The sequence below is a fragment of the Microcoleus sp. Pol12B5 genome, from assembly GCF_036701335.1.
GTDB lineage: Bacteria > Cyanobacteriota > Cyanobacteriia > Cyanobacteriales > Microcoleaceae > Microcoleus.
Window position 1 is genome coordinate 1 of sequence record NZ_JAUBQQ010000049.1, and the last position, 15,984, is coordinate 15,984.

General features: G+C 47.2%; 20 protein-coding genes. 5 read left to right on the forward strand and 15 right to left on the reverse strand.

Annotation, left to right across the window (positions count from 1 at the left end; all coding sequences use genetic code 11):
- Positions 1–214: 214 nt before the first annotated feature.
- The 3 genes from QUA24_RS19000 to QUA24_RS19010 all read right to left on the reverse strand — a co-directional run bounded on the left by QUA24_RS19000 (position 215) and on the right by QUA24_RS19010 (position 1,400).
- On the reverse strand, positions 215–697 hold the full coding sequence (locus QUA24_RS19000; protein WP_333231259.1) for a cupin domain-containing protein: 483 nt from the start codon (positions 695–697) through the stop codon (positions 215–217).
- 61 nt (positions 698–758) lie between these two features.
- Complete coding sequence (locus QUA24_RS19005) at positions 759–1,064, reverse strand: Rieske (2Fe-2S) protein (RefSeq protein WP_333231261.1); 306 nt, start codon at positions 1,062–1,064, stop codon at positions 759–761.
- 99 nt (positions 1,065–1,163) lie between these two features.
- A complete protein-coding gene (locus QUA24_RS19010; RefSeq protein WP_333173917.1) occupies positions 1,164–1,400 on the reverse strand; it encodes a helix-turn-helix transcriptional regulator in 237 nt (78 codons plus the stop codon).
- 115 nt (positions 1,401–1,515) lie between these two features.
- Here QUA24_RS19010 and QUA24_RS19015 point away from each other — a divergent pair, with 115 nt between their 5' ends.
- Positions 1,516–1,779 (forward strand): peptide ABC transporter substrate-binding protein, encoded by a 264-nt coding sequence (locus QUA24_RS19015; RefSeq protein ID WP_333231263.1) that lies wholly within the window; start codon positions 1,516–1,518, stop codon positions 1,777–1,779.
- Positions 1,780–1,971: 192 nt separating this feature from the next.
- On the opposite strand, the gene QUA24_RS19020 is transcribed toward QUA24_RS19015, so the two are convergent.
- The 3 genes from QUA24_RS19020 to QUA24_RS19030 form a co-directional block, all read right to left on the reverse strand.
- On the reverse strand, positions 1,972–2,640 hold the full coding sequence (locus QUA24_RS19020; protein ID WP_333061313.1) for an HAS-barrel domain-containing protein: 669 nt from the start codon (positions 2,638–2,640) through the stop codon (positions 1,972–1,974).
- A 138-nt stretch (positions 2,641–2,778) separates the two neighbouring features.
- Complete coding sequence (locus tag QUA24_RS19025) at positions 2,779–2,970, reverse strand: NAD(P)H dehydrogenase subunit NdhS (RefSeq protein WP_015175937.1); 192 nt, start codon at positions 2,968–2,970, stop codon at positions 2,779–2,781.
- A gap of 131 nt (positions 2,971–3,101) precedes the next feature.
- Positions 3,102–4,172: an Mrp/NBP35 family ATP-binding protein gene (locus QUA24_RS19030; RefSeq protein WP_333231264.1), complete on the reverse strand. Its 1,071-nt coding sequence runs from the start codon at positions 4,170–4,172 to the stop codon at positions 3,102–3,104.
- A gap of 281 nt (positions 4,173–4,453) precedes the next feature.
- Between QUA24_RS19030 and hemF the strand changes: the two genes are divergently transcribed.
- Together hemF and QUA24_RS19040 are read left to right on the forward strand one after the other, a co-directional pair.
- Complete coding sequence (gene hemF / locus QUA24_RS19035; protein WP_333231266.1) at positions 4,454–5,497, forward strand: oxygen-dependent coproporphyrinogen oxidase; 1,044 nt, start codon at positions 4,454–4,456, stop codon at positions 5,495–5,497.
- Between the two features lie 57 nt (positions 5,498–5,554).
- Positions 5,555–5,917, forward strand: a complete 363-nt coding sequence (locus QUA24_RS19040; RefSeq protein ID WP_006631392.1) for an STAS domain-containing protein — start codon at positions 5,555–5,557, stop codon at positions 5,915–5,917.
- Between the two features lie 245 nt (positions 5,918–6,162).
- Here the strand turns inward: QUA24_RS19040 and QUA24_RS19045 are convergent, their stop codons facing one another.
- Positions 6,163–6,783 carry a chromophore lyase CpcT/CpeT gene (locus tag QUA24_RS19045; protein ID WP_333231325.1) on the reverse strand — a complete coding sequence of 207 codons (621 nt, stop codon included), beginning with the start codon at positions 6,781–6,783 and terminating at the stop codon, positions 6,163–6,165.
- Positions 6,784–6,976: 193 nt separating this feature from the next.
- On the opposite strand from QUA24_RS19045, the gene QUA24_RS19050 reads away from it, so the two are divergent.
- Positions 6,977–7,117 carry a hypothetical protein gene (locus tag QUA24_RS19050; protein ID WP_333231268.1) on the forward strand — a complete coding sequence of 47 codons (141 nt, stop codon included), beginning with the start codon at positions 6,977–6,979 and terminating at the stop codon, positions 7,115–7,117.
- A gap of 7 nt (positions 7,118–7,124) precedes the next feature.
- Positions 7,125–7,838, forward strand: a complete 714-nt coding sequence (gene psb29, locus QUA24_RS19055) for a photosystem II biogenesis protein Psp29 (protein WP_333231270.1) — start codon at positions 7,125–7,127, stop codon at positions 7,836–7,838.
- Positions 7,839–8,087: 249 nt separating this feature from the next.
- Here the strand turns inward: psb29 and QUA24_RS19060 are convergent, their stop codons facing one another.
- The 8 genes from QUA24_RS19060 to QUA24_RS19095 form a co-directional block, all read right to left on the reverse strand.
- On the reverse strand, positions 8,088–8,624 hold the full coding sequence (locus QUA24_RS19060; protein WP_006631395.1) for a late competence development ComFB family protein: 537 nt from the start codon (positions 8,622–8,624) through the stop codon (positions 8,088–8,090).
- Between the two features lie 207 nt (positions 8,625–8,831).
- Positions 8,832–9,773 (reverse strand): M23 family metallopeptidase, encoded by a 942-nt coding sequence (locus QUA24_RS19065; protein WP_333231327.1) that lies wholly within the window; start codon positions 9,771–9,773, stop codon positions 8,832–8,834.
- 465 nt (positions 9,774–10,238) lie between these two features.
- Positions 10,239–10,466, reverse strand: a complete 228-nt coding sequence (locus QUA24_RS19070; protein ID WP_333231271.1) for a hypothetical protein — start codon at positions 10,464–10,466, stop codon at positions 10,239–10,241.
- A 52-nt stretch (positions 10,467–10,518) separates the two neighbouring features.
- Positions 10,519–12,045 (reverse strand): phosphomannomutase/phosphoglucomutase, encoded by a 1,527-nt coding sequence (locus QUA24_RS19075; protein WP_333231273.1) that lies wholly within the window; start codon positions 12,043–12,045, stop codon positions 10,519–10,521.
- A 332-nt stretch (positions 12,046–12,377) separates the two neighbouring features.
- Entirely contained in the window at positions 12,378–13,478 is a 1,101-nt protein-coding gene (locus QUA24_RS19080; protein WP_333231275.1) for a D-hexose-6-phosphate mutarotase, read from the reverse strand.
- A gap of 191 nt (positions 13,479–13,669) precedes the next feature.
- Positions 13,670–14,407, reverse strand: coding sequence for an SDR family oxidoreductase (locus QUA24_RS19085; protein ID WP_333231277.1), 738 nt, complete (start codon positions 14,405–14,407; stop codon positions 13,670–13,672).
- A 171-nt stretch (positions 14,408–14,578) separates the two neighbouring features.
- On the reverse strand, positions 14,579–15,640 hold the full coding sequence (locus QUA24_RS19090; RefSeq protein ID WP_333231278.1) for an NADH:flavin oxidoreductase/NADH oxidase: 1,062 nt from the start codon (positions 15,638–15,640) through the stop codon (positions 14,579–14,581).
- A 35-nt stretch (positions 15,641–15,675) separates the two neighbouring features.
- Positions 15,676–15,915: a glutathione S-transferase domain-containing protein gene (locus tag QUA24_RS19095; RefSeq protein ID WP_333231280.1), complete on the reverse strand. Its 240-nt coding sequence runs from the start codon at positions 15,913–15,915 to the stop codon at positions 15,676–15,678.
- Positions 15,916–15,984: the final 69 nt, after the last annotated feature.

The window sequence follows — 15,984 nt, forward strand, 5'->3', positions numbered from 1 at the left end:
TCTAATTAACTCATAATTTTGCCTGGAATATCATTCTACTATGTATTTGTGTAATTAATTCTGTCTAACTACTTAACAACAACGGTTCGATCGTTTGGACTTCAGTCCGCACCCTCGATCAAATCTGATTGTGGTTAATTACTCGGAAACCAGATGAACCCCCGATGCCCATTCAAAACTTTAAGCCGCCACCACCAAGCACCAGTAAAGTCGATTAAGGCTCGATCAAAATTGCTTTCGGTTTCTGAGAATCAAACAGAGAAGCGGAAATCAGTATCACCAGATCCTCTGTTTCATTTTGACCGTAATGCACCATGCCCCCTGGCTCAACTAAAGAATCTCCCACCGTCAGACGAGTAGTTTGGCCCGCGTCTAGGGTTTCTTCTTTACCATTGGCGCGTTTAATTTTCGCGGTTCCCTTGACAACATTATAGGTGAGCGTCCCCAATTCAACTTTTTCAATTTGCATCCCTGGATGAATATGAGGTGGCAGTTTTGCCCCAGTAGGAATGGTATAACGTACTAATTCTAAAATTCGACCTTCTGCCTCATTGGGATAACCACTCGCTAAGACTTCCCGCTTCACGGTTTGAGTATAGCTATTGCTCGGTGGTGGTGTTTGCTGACTTCTCGCCATCGTCACTGTTCCCAAGCCAACCATCATCATCACAGAAAAACGCAAACCTAATTTTTTCATAGTCTTTTTTGTTCCAATCTCTAGTTTTTCCATGCCTAGTGGGGATTTGATCCATGAATCATCACTCATCTATCTCGACAAAAACGCGATCGCCCTCAATCTTTACCGGATAAGATTCCAGGGCATCGCTGGGTGCATTCAAACATTTACCAGTATCTAATTTGTACTGATACTTATGAAACGGACAAGTAATGATACCGCTGCTTACCTTACCCATGTCGATCGGATATTCTAAATGAGTGCAAGCATTGCGGTAACAAGTGACATTCACCCCTTGACGATTCAAAATCAGCGAAGTCCCCTCAACTTTTACCTTCAACACACCCCATTCGGGAACTTGATTGACCCCTGTTATCTCTACCCACATATAATCTTTCTCGCTTTAAATAAATGATTGCAAACTAATAGGCGATCGCCCTTGAATGCAGCAAGACCGATCGGTGAGGTCTCATCCACACCTGATAACCTAATCGTTTTCCTCGCCATTTCCCAGGTACAACCTGACGAATTCATTAGCCGCCTCCCGATTGAAAGTCTGCAACGCTTGCTTAATCGCAAATACCGCCTCGGCAGATGGGTCTCGTTCTTCGCTCACCCAACGGCTAACGTTTGAGCGATCGATTTCCATCTTTGCCGCCAATTGGTATTGACTGATATCGTATGCCTCTAATATTTTTTTGAGGGCTTTACCTGCTCTTCCCATGCTCCCGATTGTGTCAGAGAGTCATGCTCCTGTAAACGTTGCTGATTGTCATCTAATGCGCTACACTGCGATTAGTTGACAATTAGCACCAATGAGATCGAGGAGATCGACCGCAATGACTCAAACACAGCTTTTTGTTTCCACAGATATCAACGAAATTCAGACATCGCCGACTTTGCACCCAAATCCTGTGCCTGCTGAACCAAACCGAGAACCTGTGCTGATCCTAGTGATTGGCTCGCACAAGGGAATCGATAAAATTGTTAGCGCACTCTACTTGCGTCGTTTTGCAGCAGTTCAAGAATGGTCGCAGATTTTACCTGCCCCGACTATCAGCAAGCTCATGCGGAGTTTAATCCGCTATGTTTCTTTAGATTAAATTGGGCAAAAATGCTCTTTTACATCAGACGCAGTGTTCTGCAAAATTGAAGGGGGCGATCGCATTTTAAATTAAGTGCGATCGTTTCTTCCTTCTCAATTTAATTGTAAGGCTCATCAAATATTAGAGTTTTGCTGGTGCGATCGCCTCAATATTTGACGATCGGCCTCAAACATACTATTCAGCTTTTCCCTACGGATGAATCTGACTCAAAATCACCCTCAATCTGTCATAATCATCCTTCAACAAAACACTCAAACTCCTCCCCGCTTCCACCAACCAAGATCGATCGCGCATCCGCAACTGATAAATCTCCCGAATCGCCGCCGCCGTCAGCGCCTCCACCGGCGCATTAGCCACCCCCAGCAGCGTCCTCAAAAAATCCAACTGCACGGTAAAATCAATCACCTCATCGGGTTCGCAGCGATAAACCGCTTGGTGAATTTGTGGCGGGCGTGGTGGCAAATACTGATAAATTTTACCTCTAGATGGGCCGTGACCGTTCAACCTTTCCGGCGCAGCCTCATACCCCACAATCGCCACTCGAAACTCGGTTTTAAGCATTGCAAAAATCTGCGGTTGTTCTTCCCGCAACTCTTCCAGCGACAAACCCAAAGCGCGAGCTCTGTGCACGGAGTCGATCGGGCTAGTCGTGGCATAATAAACCACGCCGTAAATTTGATTTTTCGACTCTTCATCCTCGGCCTTCACCCAACTCCCAAAAGGCGGCATCACGGGAAAGCTTAAGTCTTCCGGTTCCAAACATTGAGCCAAAAACTCCGAAGTTGCCGTCTCGATCACCTCAGCTATGCGATCGGGATGGCGCTCTTTTGTAGCAAATTGGGGTAAAGGTAAACGCATAGTTTTAGTGATTAGTCATTAGTCATTAGTCATTGGTTTTTTGCTAGTTTCAAGGGTCTTCAGTTAGTAGCCTGGTATTGGGTACTTTAGCAATTACAAATTACCCATTACCCATTACCAATGACTAATGACCGCTGACTATTTCGCGCGACCAGCCGTAGCATCGACAAGTTCCAACTGCGACAAGCGGAACGTGATCAGCTTGTCCCAATTGCCGCCTTCAAACAGTACCGCGACTTTCCCGTCACTAACTCGCTGGACTTGTCCTTGAAAGGCGTAGTAAATCTCACCCTTATCTTTAACTCGAACTGCCGAACCTGGAAAAATCATAATTCTTTGAATGTTAAGTTTGCTGGTTATAGTTTACCTTTTCTCGTTTCTAGTTCCCAAGCAGAGCCTGAGAACTAGGCAAATCTTCGTGTACAGGAAGACGCGAGGTAAAGCCTCGGAACGAGAATTTGTTAGGCTAAGGCTGCTACGGAAACTTTACCGGCAATGCGGCCCGCGATCGCCCGCAACTCTCTAGCTGAAGCAGAACCCGGTTGCCCCACGACGATCGGCACCCCCGAATCGCCACCTTCCCGCAACGGAATTTCCAGCGGAATGCGGCCTAACAGCGGCACTCCCAACTCAGCAGCAGTCTTTTCCCCGCCACCGGAACCGAAAATATCGTATTGCTTGTCGGGCATATCCGGCGGCACAAAATAGCTCATATTTTCCACAATTCCCAATACCGACACTCCCAACTTCTGGAACATCTTTAAACCCTTGCGAGAGTCCAACAAAGCCACTGTCTGCGGCGTGGTCACGATCACGACACCAGCCATCGGCACCGCTTGCGCCATTGTCAACTGCGCGTCTCCAGTACCCGGAGGCATATCGACAATCAAATAGTCTAAATCGCCCCAATTCACCTGATAGAGGAACTGCCGAATGATCCCGTTTAACATCGGGCCGCGCCAAATCACGGGCTGGTCTTTGTCAATTAAAAACGCCATCGACACCAATTTGACGCCGTAGTTGAAAGCGGGTTCCAGGCTTTCACCGCTTTTTCCGTCCCTAACCATCACTTTCGCGTCCCCCAGACCCAACATTGTCGGGTCATTGGGCCCATAGATATCTGCATCCAGCAAACCCACCTTAGCGCCGGTTTGCGCCAGCGCTACTGCCACATTTACCGCCACCGTGCTTTTGCCGACGCCGCCTTTGCCACTGGAAATTGCAATAATATTTTTAACGCCTTCAATGCCTTGGCGATCGACCACTCCCTTCTGCTGCGGCGTCTCGGCTGTCACCTCCACCGCCACTTTTTCGACTCCTGGCAACTGTTTGACCGCTTTTTGGCAATCTTCGACAATAAATTCTCGCAGCGGGCAAGCAGGTGTTGTCAGCACCAAGGTGAAACTGACGACACCGCCGTCAATTTTTATGTTACGAATCATGTTCAATTCCACCAAACTCTTTTGCAGTTCGGGGTCTTGCACGGGTCGCAGGATTTCTAAGACTGAACTAACATCGAGTGTATTGGGCATTGTGTTCTCCACCATAGCTCTGCAATTGGGTTAGCGAATTTTCGATCGCAGGTTTAAGTATATTTTTATTGCTATTTTTTAATGTAACTTCATAGCGATCATTTGCAGACCTGCGGTGGCATAATTACATGACGACAGGATTTGGGACTCACGGTCAATCTCAAACTCAAATGCGCTCGGCAAGAATTTCTACGACCGAAAGCAATTTAGTCACAATACGCGAATTGAGCCGTGGTCGCGATTCTTCAATCTAAAATCTAAAATCTAAAATCTTAAATCGGATGACAGTTTCTACAACACTTAAAACCGCCACTTCCCCGTTTTTGCCACCCGCTGACTCTAGAGCTAGAGTCAGCCAATTTATGAAAACCCTACAAGACGAAATTTGTCAATCCCTCGAACAGCTCGATGGCGTTGGCAAATTTAAGGAAGACTCTTGGGAACGCTCCGAAGGTGGCGGCGGACGTTCTCGCGTCATGCGGGAAGGCAATGTTTTTGAACAAGGGGGAGTCAATTTTTCCCAAGTCTGGGGCGAAAGTTTGCCGGCTTTGATTCTGGCAAAGCACCCAGAAGCCGCAGGTCACGATTTCTATGCAACTGGCACTTCGATGGTGCTGCACCCTCGCAATCCCTACTTGCCTACGGTTCACTTGAATTACCGCTATTTTGAGGCCGGCCCGATTTGGTGGTTTGGCGGCGGTGTGGATTTGACTCCTTATTACCCGTTGGCTGAGGATGCAGCTCATTTTCACCAAACTCTGAAAGCGGCTTGCGATCGCCACCATCCCGGATATTACCCGACATTTAAACTTTGGTGCGACGAATATTTCTACCTCCCTCACCGCCAAGAAACCCGGGGCGTGGGCGGCCTGTTTTTTGACTACCAAAGCGCTCAAGGCGCGCTTTACCGCGACCATCATGTCAAAGGCAAAGCCGCTGAGTGCAGCAACAACATCGGCGTGCCTGAACCTAGAACTTGGGAGTCGCTGTTCGGCTTCGTACAGGATTGCGGCCGGGCCTTTTTGCCGGCTTACACCCCTATTATTGAAAAGCACCGATCGAAAGAATACGGCGAGCGCGAGCGTAATTTCCAACTTTACCGCCGCGGCCGTTACGTTGAATTTAACTTGGTGTACGATCGAGGCACGACCTTTGGCTTGCAGACCAACGGACGCACCGAATCGATTCTCATGTCCCTGCCACCTTTGGTACGCTGGGAATACTCTTACGAGCCAGAACCCAACTCTCCCGAAGCCGAACTCTACTCCAAGTTCTTAAAACCGCAAGATTGGGCGAATTGGATGCCTCAGCAGTCACCGACCTGAGTTAAACTACTGGGACAGTAACCACCGCGATAGATAATAAATTTGAGGGAAGGGTCAGTGATTCATATTGATCAAAAAACCCACACGCTTCAAGACGGTACAACAGTTATCGTCTTAGCACCGACAGGACGGTTGGACATCACTACAGCTTGGCAATTCCGCCTCAAGTTGCAAGAGTGTATTTCCAAACTTAGCCGCCATGTTGTAGTGAATCTTGGTCAGGTTAACTTTATCGATAGCTCTGGCCTGACCTCACTTGTAGCAGGTATGCGGGATGCGGATAAAGTTAAGGGAAGTTTCCGCATTTGCAATGTTCATCCCGAAGCCAAACTGGTGTTTGAAGTCACCATGATGGATTCTGTGTTTGAAATCTTTGAAACGGAAGAAGAAGCTCTAGAGGGGGTGCCGCGCGCAAGTTGACCACTCCCGCTTGCATCGGTTGCGGTGTAAGCGCTATTTAAGCTTGAGGCTCACAAAAAGCGCCGGAACCCTGCACAAGAACAGGAAGCAGGTAAATTATTGCCAGCTTCCTTATGCTTTCTTCCTTTCTTGAGAGGTTGAGAGGTTCACCAAAACACTAAAGTAGAAGAATAGGTCAAGGTAAAGTCTTGCCTTCTATCCTAGATAGCTAAATCTTTCTTCCTTGTTTCTTGTTGCTTCTTGCTTCAAACCAATATCTCAGCAGCAAAATCCTGACGCTTGACAAATCTAAAAGGGCCCATTAAAGCTCCCCAGATAGCCTTGCCTGTCGTGGGGCTTATTCCTTTGTCGTAGCTGAGAAATTCCTCGCCTGCGGCTTCAAATCCCAAGTCTACTTGGTAATTTTGCCCCCCGTAGGCAAAGCCGCAGCGAGTGCCCTCCGGCAAAGATGCCCGAAAGCGATAGCTGTTTGAGGCTAAATTTTGCACTGCAACCGACAGGGTGCAGCCGGGGAGGAGTTGGATTTGCTCCTTCGTTAGCTTTCCAAGCAAGTCGGGGTTGCAACCGGCTCCTTTGACGGCTGCAATGTCGTTGAACATATAATACTGAGCTTCGATAAGTCCCGGCGCTGTCTGTGAGTGCCTCAGTTGCACGATGCGGGGGCGGTATGGCTTGTCTAATTCCAGAATGTTGGCTTGTTCGGCAAACAGGGCAATGCTGGGTTCGGGAAATAAAGGAATCGGTAGTGGTCTTTGCCACAAACGAAGGTGGACGTACCAAGCTGGGTCTGCTAGCGCTTGTTCCCGGTTGTCAAATTCGCCAGCCATGTACTGGGCTAAAGCTATTAATTCAGGAGAAATTGTCATGTTTGTTTGATTTTTCACGATTAGGGTTGACAAGGAAAAGTTATTGTGATAGTTAAGACCCTGTCAAGGCTGGGCAAGTCAGAAGATTAGATTTATGAGCGATCCCAGCTAAGCTATGATTGTAAAGATACTGGGGTTTTTCCCTCCTATTGCGACATATTAATTGTTGCTACCGATCGCGCGTAAAATATTTTTGATAAAATTTTGTCTCGCAATCCGGCGGCAACGCTTAAAAAAACTGGCACTTTTTGTCAGCCCGATCGCAGAATTGACTCCCCCGACTTTACTCACGCCGCGCTGGCACGCCCGCTACGGCAAAATTATTTATCTATAAGACTCAGGTGAACAATAACCGTACTGTTTCAGATACTAAGCGAAGTTTCTATACGATTCACACTCGACCGATCAACTCAATTTACCGTCGAGTGGTGGAAGAGTTGATGGTAGAAATGCACTTGCTTTCGGCGAATGCCGATTTTCAATACGACCCGATTTATGCTTTGGGTGTAGTGACAGCTTTTGATAGATTCATGCTTGGGTACGCCCCAGAAGCCGACAGAGTTTCCATTTTTAACGCTTTGTGCAAGTCCCTAGAAGACGATCCAGAGCGCTACAAGCAAGACGCTCAGCGATTGGAAAGCTTGGCAGATAGACTTTCCGGGCAAGAGTTGCTCTCGTGGCTCGATCGCTCGACCAGCTTTGAAGATACAGCGGATTTGCAAGCGTCTTTAGGGGCGATCGCCAACAACCCTCAATTTAAGTACAGCCGCTTGTTCGCGATCGGTTTGTTCTCGCTATTAGAAAAAGCTGACCCTAACTTGGTAAAAGACCAAGAAACGCGAAACAACGCGATCGCCAAAGTCTGTGTAGCCTTGCACCTGCCAGAAGACAAAGTTAGCAAAGATTTAGATTTGTACCGCAGCAATTTGGAAAAAATGGCCCAAGCGCGAATAGTGCTTCAAGATGTCATCCAAGCGGAACGGAAAAAACGCGAAAAGCGAGAAACAAAAGTTACCGCTGGCCCCTCCGCTGAGTCTTCTGACAGCAGCAATTAATCGTTTGAAGGAAGAAGGAAGTTCGGCAACGGATTCTCTAACGGATGTAACGGATGTCAGGAACAAGGAAGAAGAAAGAGGGAGTTTTTTATTTTTTACATCAAATAAAAACTCTTAAATTTTTAATTTTTTTTCTTGAATTCTGGCTTCGGCCTTGTGCCTTCAGATGTTAGTTGCTCAGAAACTAAAAATCCCGCTTTCTGAATTGAGCGGGATCGACTTAATCACAATATAGCTGTTGGGGTGGTACTAAGGCTGGGGTTCAAAATTAGTGGCGTTAGCTTGCAGCCAAGTGCTTAGCTGTGAAAGAACCTCGTTGCCAGAAGACTTGCCCAAAGCTGTCGGGTTTGGGGTGTCGGGTCTGTCCAAGTTACGGGCGATCGCTGCGTTGACTTCTTTGGAAATCAAATCGTGAAGTTGCTCTTTAGCCCTAGCCCTTTGAAAGTGAGCGCCCTCTTCCGTCGTAGCGTACAGAGGTGGCAGCCTATTTAAAGCATAAGCTGCAATATCTCCCACATCCAGACTCAGGTCGCTCGTCGCCTCAATTTCTGCCACCCTAGCGATCGCATCGCTGAGTACCAACTCTTCCATCACGTTGATGAACTGTTTGCGTGGCAGAACTACAACTTCGCCAGTCAACAAAGAACCCATCAGACGATCGAGAGCCATGTACTCTTCGATCGACAATTCCGAAGCCGTATTGCAGATCCGTCCCACCTCAGCTTCCATAGACGGCGTTAAATAGCCATCCTGCAAAGCCTGTTCAACAATTTTTTCAATACTCATATATGCGTCCCCGCTCAACGGCATCATCAATAAAGTTTTGTGAAGACGCGATTGTTAGCGTCTTGAGATTCGAGTTTTGAGAGTTGAGTTGAGAAATTTTATACAAATCCTAACTCAATACTGATAACCCATCACAGTTATCTGCACACCCTAGCCACAAACTTACCCCATAATTGACTATAAATCCGTCAAAACCTGTAAAAACTCCTACTCAACTCCCTGAAGCCGCCAAGGTACAGGATCGACGGACTGGCCATGTACGTAAAGTCCCCAATGCAGGTGAGGGCCTGTGGAAGCCCCCGTTGACCCCAAAGCACCAATTACTTGACCAGCTTTCACCACATCGCCTTCCTTGACATCAATCCGGCTGAGGTGCATCAAAATACTTGCTACCCCCTGACCGTGGTCAAGACCAACGACATTCCCGTGGATTTTGAACCCTTGGGATTCGCGTCCCACTAGAGACACCCGACCTGCTGCTGGTGCGACTACAGCGGAACCGTAAGCACCCGCGTAATCAACGCCGCGGTGGTAATAATCTTGAGCAAATACCCCATTATAGTAACGTCGCACCCCGTAAATCGTGGTAATTTCGCCGGAGTTGGGGCGCAACAATTTGCCGTCCCAAAATTTTTCGGGTGTCACCAGTGCTTTAAATGCGTCTACGCGATCGAATTCAGCATCTGTACCTTCCTCGTCTTTCCCAGGCGGTAGCCAGATGGATTGAGTCGGAAAATCTCGAGCGCGCACTTGTACGCTCAACTTCTGCACTTGTCCATCACCTGTGACTTGGATTTGGCGGGCACCGGGTTTCTCTACCGGCGTCGTCGGCAGCAAGGCCCGAAAGCGGCCGTTGCCGATGGGAAACGCGGGGTAGTTTTTTTGTTGTAGAGAAACTTTGGGACTTTCCCCGCCGTTACCGTCAACCTGAATCATTACTGACAGCGTATCTCCCAGTTCGGGATTTGTCGGCGTCACAACTACCTGCAAAGCTTGCACCGGCAGCGCAAAACTTAGAAAGCCAGCAACAATTCCCCCGATCGAACTAGCGGTTAGCTTGTTTGCTTTCAACTGCCCCCACCGCAAAATCCGACCTGTGATTATTTCCGTACTTAGCCCGCAGTTGTCTCGATTCACAGTCATTACCATCACTAGCAGTCCTTAACCTTTCTCTCGCTGATATATTTTTAACTATCTAGACTAACTCTAGCAATCCGCAATAAAAATTCCTTTAGTGCGGGGAGCAAAGCCCGCTTCAGCCAGACTCTCACACTACAGTTTCCATTACAAATATAAGAGAACCCAGGTTTCAACAGAAACACTCTTCATCTATAACTGGATGATTATATTTTATCAGTCCTAGGTACTATTACATAACTTTTAACAATTAGTATTAGTTATAGTTCATGCCGCTACAACAGAATTATTTTTAACTCAAGAGCAGTGAAATCAATTCTTTCTTTGCGGTTTACTTTTCGATAACCTTCTTCAAACTCTCTAGTTATTTTAGCCTGTTTTTGGCAAAAAAATAGTATTGATTCCCAATTTTAAAATCTCACCTCTAAAATGGTATGAGATAAAAATTGAGACTTGCTATAATCTGATCACCTAGAATTATAGGGATTCAAAGGTAGCGGTGAAACCATCTAAAGTTAAGCATTCTTCCATAAATTCCTCTACATCATTGACATTCTCAAGCTGATATTCCATAATCCGTTGACCATCGCCTTTCATCTTTTTGGAAGAAAGAGGCGTAGCCGGATATTTATCAGCGATCGCTTTGAAAGCTTTGGAATGGGTATCCCAGCTTGCAGCAGAACATTTTATGATTAAAAGCCACATGATTAAATTCCTCCTTGGGTTTGGTTGACTAATAGTCTGACACGAGTAACACTTAGGTCGATAATGCCGAAAAATCAAGGGATTCTGTGGTTTGGAAAAAAGCTAAAAGCCGAGCCACTATGTGAGCAACACCGCCCTTAACATTAGACTCCACATTCAAAGGCATCACCGGATCGTGGAGTGATAAGCGTAACAGAAACCAGCCGGATTCGCTAGCGGACTTGCAGGAAATTCGCAGGCCTTCGTAGTTATTGGGAACTATTTTCCAGTCTGCTTGCATTGAGACAAATTGTTGCAGTTGCTCAATAACCAGATCGCCGTGAGCCTTAAAATCATCCACACCCATTTTAATCCGAAACTCGGCACTTTCTTCAGGCTCTTTTAAATTCGCAATTAAATCTGGCAAAGATTGATTTGCTAGCTTTGATTTAGCCAATTCAATCAATAATTTGCTGACCAAATAAGCGCCATCATCCAGAAAATAATTTTCTTTCAAAGCTCCATGTCCAGAGGTTTCAATCGCCAGCCATGATTCCTGTCCGGCTTCATTGAGGCGTATCGACTCGTCAATCACATTTTTGTAGCCGCGTTTAAAGCGATGGTGAATCCCTTTTAAATCTTTTTCGATGAATTGTGTCAAGCCATCGGAGGTAATAGAATCGGTGACAATGGTAGAGCCTGGGTGTTCTTGTAATACGATCGCAGAAATCAAGGCAATTAAGCGATTGCGATTGAGTTCTTTGCCAACTTGATCGACGGCAGCACTGCGATCGACATCCGTATCAAAAATAATCCCAAAATCAGCTTGATGTTCAATTACCGCTTGACAAATTGACTGCATTGCCTGTTTATCTTCGGGATTTGGCACATGATTGGGGAAAGTGCCATCGGGTTCTAAAAACTGGCTACCCGTGGTGTCTGCACCTAAAGGTTTTAAGACTTTATCAACATAAAAACCGCCAGCACCATTGCCCGCATCCACAACAATTTTTAATCCTGTCAGCGGCTTCTCAAAGTTATCGGGGTGATTGACTGCTTCCCGAATTTTTGTGACAAATTGGTTAGCATAAACAGAGATGAAATCATGCTTTGTAATGTTACCTGGCGATGCGGCTGGCTGAAAGCTATCGCTTTTGGCTAGTGTTAAGATGTCTGTAATATCCGGTTTTTGTAACCCACCTTTGGCGGTAAAAAACTTTAAGCCGTTTCGATTAAATGGCAAATGGCTAGCAGTGAGCATAATCGCGCCGTCGCAATCAAAACCAGGGGTAATGGTACTCATAAACATGGCGGGGGTTGATGCCATATCAAAGTCGTACACAGTTGCACCAACTGAGGCGATTCCCTCCATGACTGCTTGCATTAAGGTTGGTCCTGATAGGCGACTGTCACGCCCGATCGCGATCGTTAATTCGGCCGCTGGCTTATTGACTTTTTGCACCAGCCAACTGACAAATGATTTACCTAAAATTGTCGCAATTTCGGGCGTTAGGTTGACTTTTTCATTGGGAACGCCATCGAGGGCGACACCGCGAATGTCTGATCCATTTTGAAGTTTTGTCCAGTTGAAGTTTTGCATAATAATTGATGGTAAGTAAAAATATCGGAGTCGGCGGTTGAAACCGATCTTACAAACTTTGGTCTGCGGCTAGACGGTTCGAGTCAGATTAGCCGAACTTCCTGGGCGGACTAAGAAATGAACAGGGGAGAAATTTTGAATTTGGTATTATTAGTCATTAGGGTGACAGAGTTTTTCAATTCAATCAGCTAATCGGCATTTAAGTTGTATTTAAAGAAACAATCCCAGTCTTGTGGGTGGGATTTGAGCAACGCCCAAAATATCCAATTGAAATGTTGAACAGCTTACTGATAAATTTTGCCCCATCACCGCTAAAATTAAGCTCTAATTCCTTAGTCGCGTTCAACGCTGTAAATTGCCTGCAAGCGGAACTCACCATGAGGGGGAACTTCCACAATATCTGTAGCTGCATTGGTCGTTTCTACGCACAGTAAACGCTGATAATCTGCATCATCAAGATCGGCCATATTTGCAGAAATTGTCACCCAAGGATTCCACACTACGACGGATTTACTACCCGATGATTTAATGCGAATCCGACGATTGAGGGCGCTATCGTCAATGACTAATTCATTGGTGACATCAAGATAAATGCGATCGACTTCACCTGTTACTACCACTGCACCCACTTGAGTTTTTTCGACACCACCATCAGCCTTATCAAGATACTGGCTATTTTCTAAGCCTAAAACCTGCACGCGGTTGATATCGCCCACTTGAAAATAGGTGTGGAAAGCTTGGGTGAGGGGAAATGCTTTGTCGCCTAGATTACGGGTGATTAATTCTACAGTGAGGCTGGTGCCGATCGTAATCTCGATCGCCAGTTCAAAAGCTTGGGGCCAAATTGCTCTAGTTTCATCGTTATCCTTGAGCCCGATAGTGACTTTGGTTGCGCCGTCTGGGGTTGTGGCGGTTTCTAGCACATTCCAGAGGCGATTCCGCACAAACCCATGACTCGGACGCCCCAAGGCTTCGGGATCTGGGCCAAACCAAGGCCAACAGATGGGTATACCGCCTTTGATGGCTTTCCCTTCGGCATAGTAGGCTTTGTCGCTGAGGAACATCAAGTCTGTGGTTTCGGTGGCTGGTTGAAAGGAGAGCACTTGACCGGAATACACAGAAATTAAGGCTTTGGCTTGACCGTTGTCGATGTGAATCATCGGGAAACCACCGTTTCCCGTGGCGAAGGTGAGGTTCCCGGCAATGCCGTAGTCTGTGTTTAATTGGTCAATACTCATGCTGTTGGCTTGGTGAATTGCTTTACAATTATCCGATATTATGGTTGCTAGATTGATTAGATTGTTGGATTGGAGGGGGGAAGGTGCGATCGACACCACGATGCACTCAGAGGAACGAATTGGGAGTGCCAACCGATCGCGAGGGGATGTGCGATCGAACCCACCGACGCACCTTGCTGAGTTATTCGTAAGCAAGCTGATCGCGTTTAGTCGGAAGATCGTTGAGGATGGGATACCCCGATCGCCAGCTTCGGACCCAACTATGAATTAGCAGCAACGGCTTACCTGTGCAACCTCGAATGTAGTGCATTTCACCAGCCATTCGCTCTCCCGTTGAGCCATTGGGTTAAATTCAGTTGAGTCGATCGACTTTCATGCGCCCCACTTCACAACTCCTGACGAGTCGGACGGATGATCATTTCGTTGACATCCACATCACCGGGCTGCTCAATGGCATAGGCAATCGCCCGGGCGATCGCATCGGCATCAATGGCGACTGAATACAACTGATTCACCCCTGATGCCGTATCACCATGGGTGATGGTACTGGTCAACTCAGTCGCAACTGCACCGGGTGAAATGTTGGTAGAACGAATTTCACCGTTTGACTCCAGCCGCAGCCCTTCGGAAATGGCTCGCACTGCATACTTGGTAGCACAGTAAACTGCCCCCGCCGGAAATACTTTATGTCCTGCAACAGACGACAAGTTGATTACGTGCCCAGACTTCTGTTGGCGCATAGTCGGCAGCACTGCTGCGATGCCGTAAAGTACGCCTTTAATGTTGACATCAATCATTTGATCCCACTCCTCCACCTTAATTTGGTCAAGGGGAGACAGTGGCATTAAACCCGCATTGTTAACCAGCACATCAATGCGTCCATAGGTTTCCAGCGTTGCGTCCGCCAATGCTTGCACCTGGGAGCGATCGGCAACATCGGTGACTCGATAGGCAACGGTGCCACCTGTTTTTTCGATTGCAGCCACCAAGTCCTTGAGTCTATCTTCGCGACGGGCAGCAAGCATCAGTTTGGCTCCGCTGGCAGCTAGACGATGAGCGGTGGCTTCACCTAAACCGCTACTTGCTCCAGTAATGATGACAACCTTGTTTTGAATCTCAGACATATTCACTCCTGTTAGTTGATTAAATCGGCTGATGTCACGGCGATGAGAACGTGCCTTGTACAGGAGACGATCGCAGAATCAAACAAGCCTTTATTGAGCGACTGGTTTACAGAAACACTAAAAAAGGGACTCCTAGTGGATCTGTGTAAAACCGATCGCAAATCCGCTTAATTACCAAGCGCGAGCGTATTGAACGGGAGCAGGCACGGATTGACGTAGTTGCTTCGCAGCCCGCATCGGCCAATAAGGATCGCGCAGCATTTCTCTGGCAAGTAATACCATATCTGCTTGACCTGTACGGATGATGTGGTCAGCCTGCGCGGGTGCAGTAATCATACCAACGGCTCCGGTGGCGATGTTGGCGGAGCGTCGAATGCGATCGGCAAAGGTAGTTTGATAACCTGCACCCGTCGGAATTTTTTCACCCGGTACAATTGCGCCTGAGGAACAATCGATTAAATCAACGCCCAGTGACTTTAATTTATAGCTGAGTACAATACTTTGTTCAATGTCCCAACCATTTGGAAGCCAATCGGTTGCAGAGATACGAACCCAAAGCGGTGTTCGATCGGGCAAAACATTTCGCACCGCTTCTACGACTTCACATAAAAACCGGATGCGATTCTCAAAACTGCCACCATAGTCATCTGTCCGTTGATTGCTCAAGGGAGACATAAATTCATGCAGTAGGTAGCCGTGAGCCGCATGAATTTCTATTAGATCAAATCCGGCTTCGAGGGCGCGTTGGGCTGCGCTGACAAAGAGTGTCGTCTGCTTCTGAATGTCTTCGATACTCAGAGCGATCGGGGCGGGGGTACCGGGTTCAAATGGAATGGCGCTAGGGGCGATCGAAGTCCATCCTCCTTGAGATTCCGATAGCACATCGCCGCCATCCCACGGAGCTGCTGTACTGGCTTTTCGACCTGCATGAGCAAGTTGAATTCCAGCAACCGCACCATTGCGGTGAATTAACTCGACGATTCGCGCCAACATTTCAATGTGAGCATCTTGCCAGATTCCCAAATCTTGCGGCGTAATTCGTCCTTCAGGCTCGACTGCCGCTGCTTCAGTCATAACCAGCCCTGCCCCTCCTACGGCTCGACTGACGAGATGAACCAGATGCCAATCATTCGCGAACCCATCAACGCTTGAATATTGACACATGGGAGAAACTGCAATGCGATTTCGGAAGCTAACGCCACGTTGATCCAATGGCTCAAATAAATGCGACATGGTTGTAAAGCCCTGATTTATAAAGTGTACAGATGTCAAGCACAGACTTCCTTCACACTGGGAAGTTGACTGACTTTATTCCACCAAGTCCGCAGCTTTGAAGTTGGCGTGATCGTTGCTTCGTACTCTGCGGTCTGGGATAGGTAGGTGAAGACTGGAATTAGGTAGAAATCGACAATGCTCAGTTCGTGACCGAGCAAATACGGGTGTCCTACAGTTAGGGAGTCGATCGCCTCTAGCGCAGTCTTTACAGGTGCGACAGCAGCTTTGTCCAACCTACATCTCGAATGGGCTTGTCATTTTGAGGTATCAAGAGCCACGACAAAATTACTTGTCTAAAACCT

Coding starts and splice junctions, on each gene's coding strand:
- QUA24_RS19000 (WP_333231259.1), bottom strand. CDS start 697: ATGAAAAAATTAGGTTTGCGTTTTTCTGTGATGATGATGGTTGGCTTG.
- QUA24_RS19005 (WP_333231261.1), bottom strand. CDS start 1,064: ATGTGGGTAGAGATAACAGGGGTCAATCAAGTTCCCGAATGGGGTGTG.
- QUA24_RS19010 (WP_333173917.1), bottom strand. CDS start 1,400: ATGGGAAGAGCAGGTAAAGCCCTCAAAAAAATATTAGAGGCATACGAT.
- QUA24_RS19015 (WP_333231263.1), top strand. CDS start 1,516: ATGACTCAAACACAGCTTTTTGTTTCCACAGATATCAACGAAATTCAG.
- QUA24_RS19020 (WP_333061313.1), bottom strand. CDS start 2,640: ATGCGTTTACCTTTACCCCAATTTGCTACAAAAGAGCGCCATCCCGAT.
- QUA24_RS19025 (WP_015175937.1), bottom strand. CDS start 2,970: ATGATTTTTCCAGGTTCGGCAGTTCGAGTTAAAGATAAGGGTGAGATT.
- QUA24_RS19030 (WP_333231264.1), bottom strand. CDS start 4,172: ATGCCCAATACACTCGATGTTAGTTCAGTCTTAGAAATCCTGCGACCC.
- hemF (WP_333231266.1), top strand. CDS start 4,454: ATGACAGTTTCTACAACACTTAAAACCGCCACTTCCCCGTTTTTGCCA.
- QUA24_RS19045 (WP_333231325.1), bottom strand. CDS start 6,783: ATGACAATTTCTCCTGAATTAATAGCTTTAGCCCAGTACATGGCTGGC.
- QUA24_RS19060 (WP_006631395.1), bottom strand. CDS start 8,624: ATGAGTATTGAAAAAATTGTTGAACAGGCTTTGCAGGATGGCTATTTA.
- QUA24_RS19065 (WP_333231327.1), bottom strand. CDS start 9,773: ATGGTAATGACTGTGAATCGAGACAACTGCGGGCTAAGTACGGAAATA.
- QUA24_RS19070 (WP_333231271.1), bottom strand. CDS start 10,466: ATGTGGCTTTTAATCATAAAATGTTCTGCTGCAAGCTGGGATACCCAT.
- QUA24_RS19075 (WP_333231273.1), bottom strand. CDS start 12,045: ATGCAAAACTTCAACTGGACAAAACTTCAAAATGGATCAGACATTCGC.
- QUA24_RS19085 (WP_333231277.1), bottom strand. CDS start 14,407: ATGTCTGAGATTCAAAACAAGGTTGTCATCATTACTGGAGCAAGTAGC.
- QUA24_RS19090 (WP_333231278.1), bottom strand. CDS start 15,640: ATGTCGCATTTATTTGAGCCATTGGATCAACGTGGCGTTAGCTTCCGA.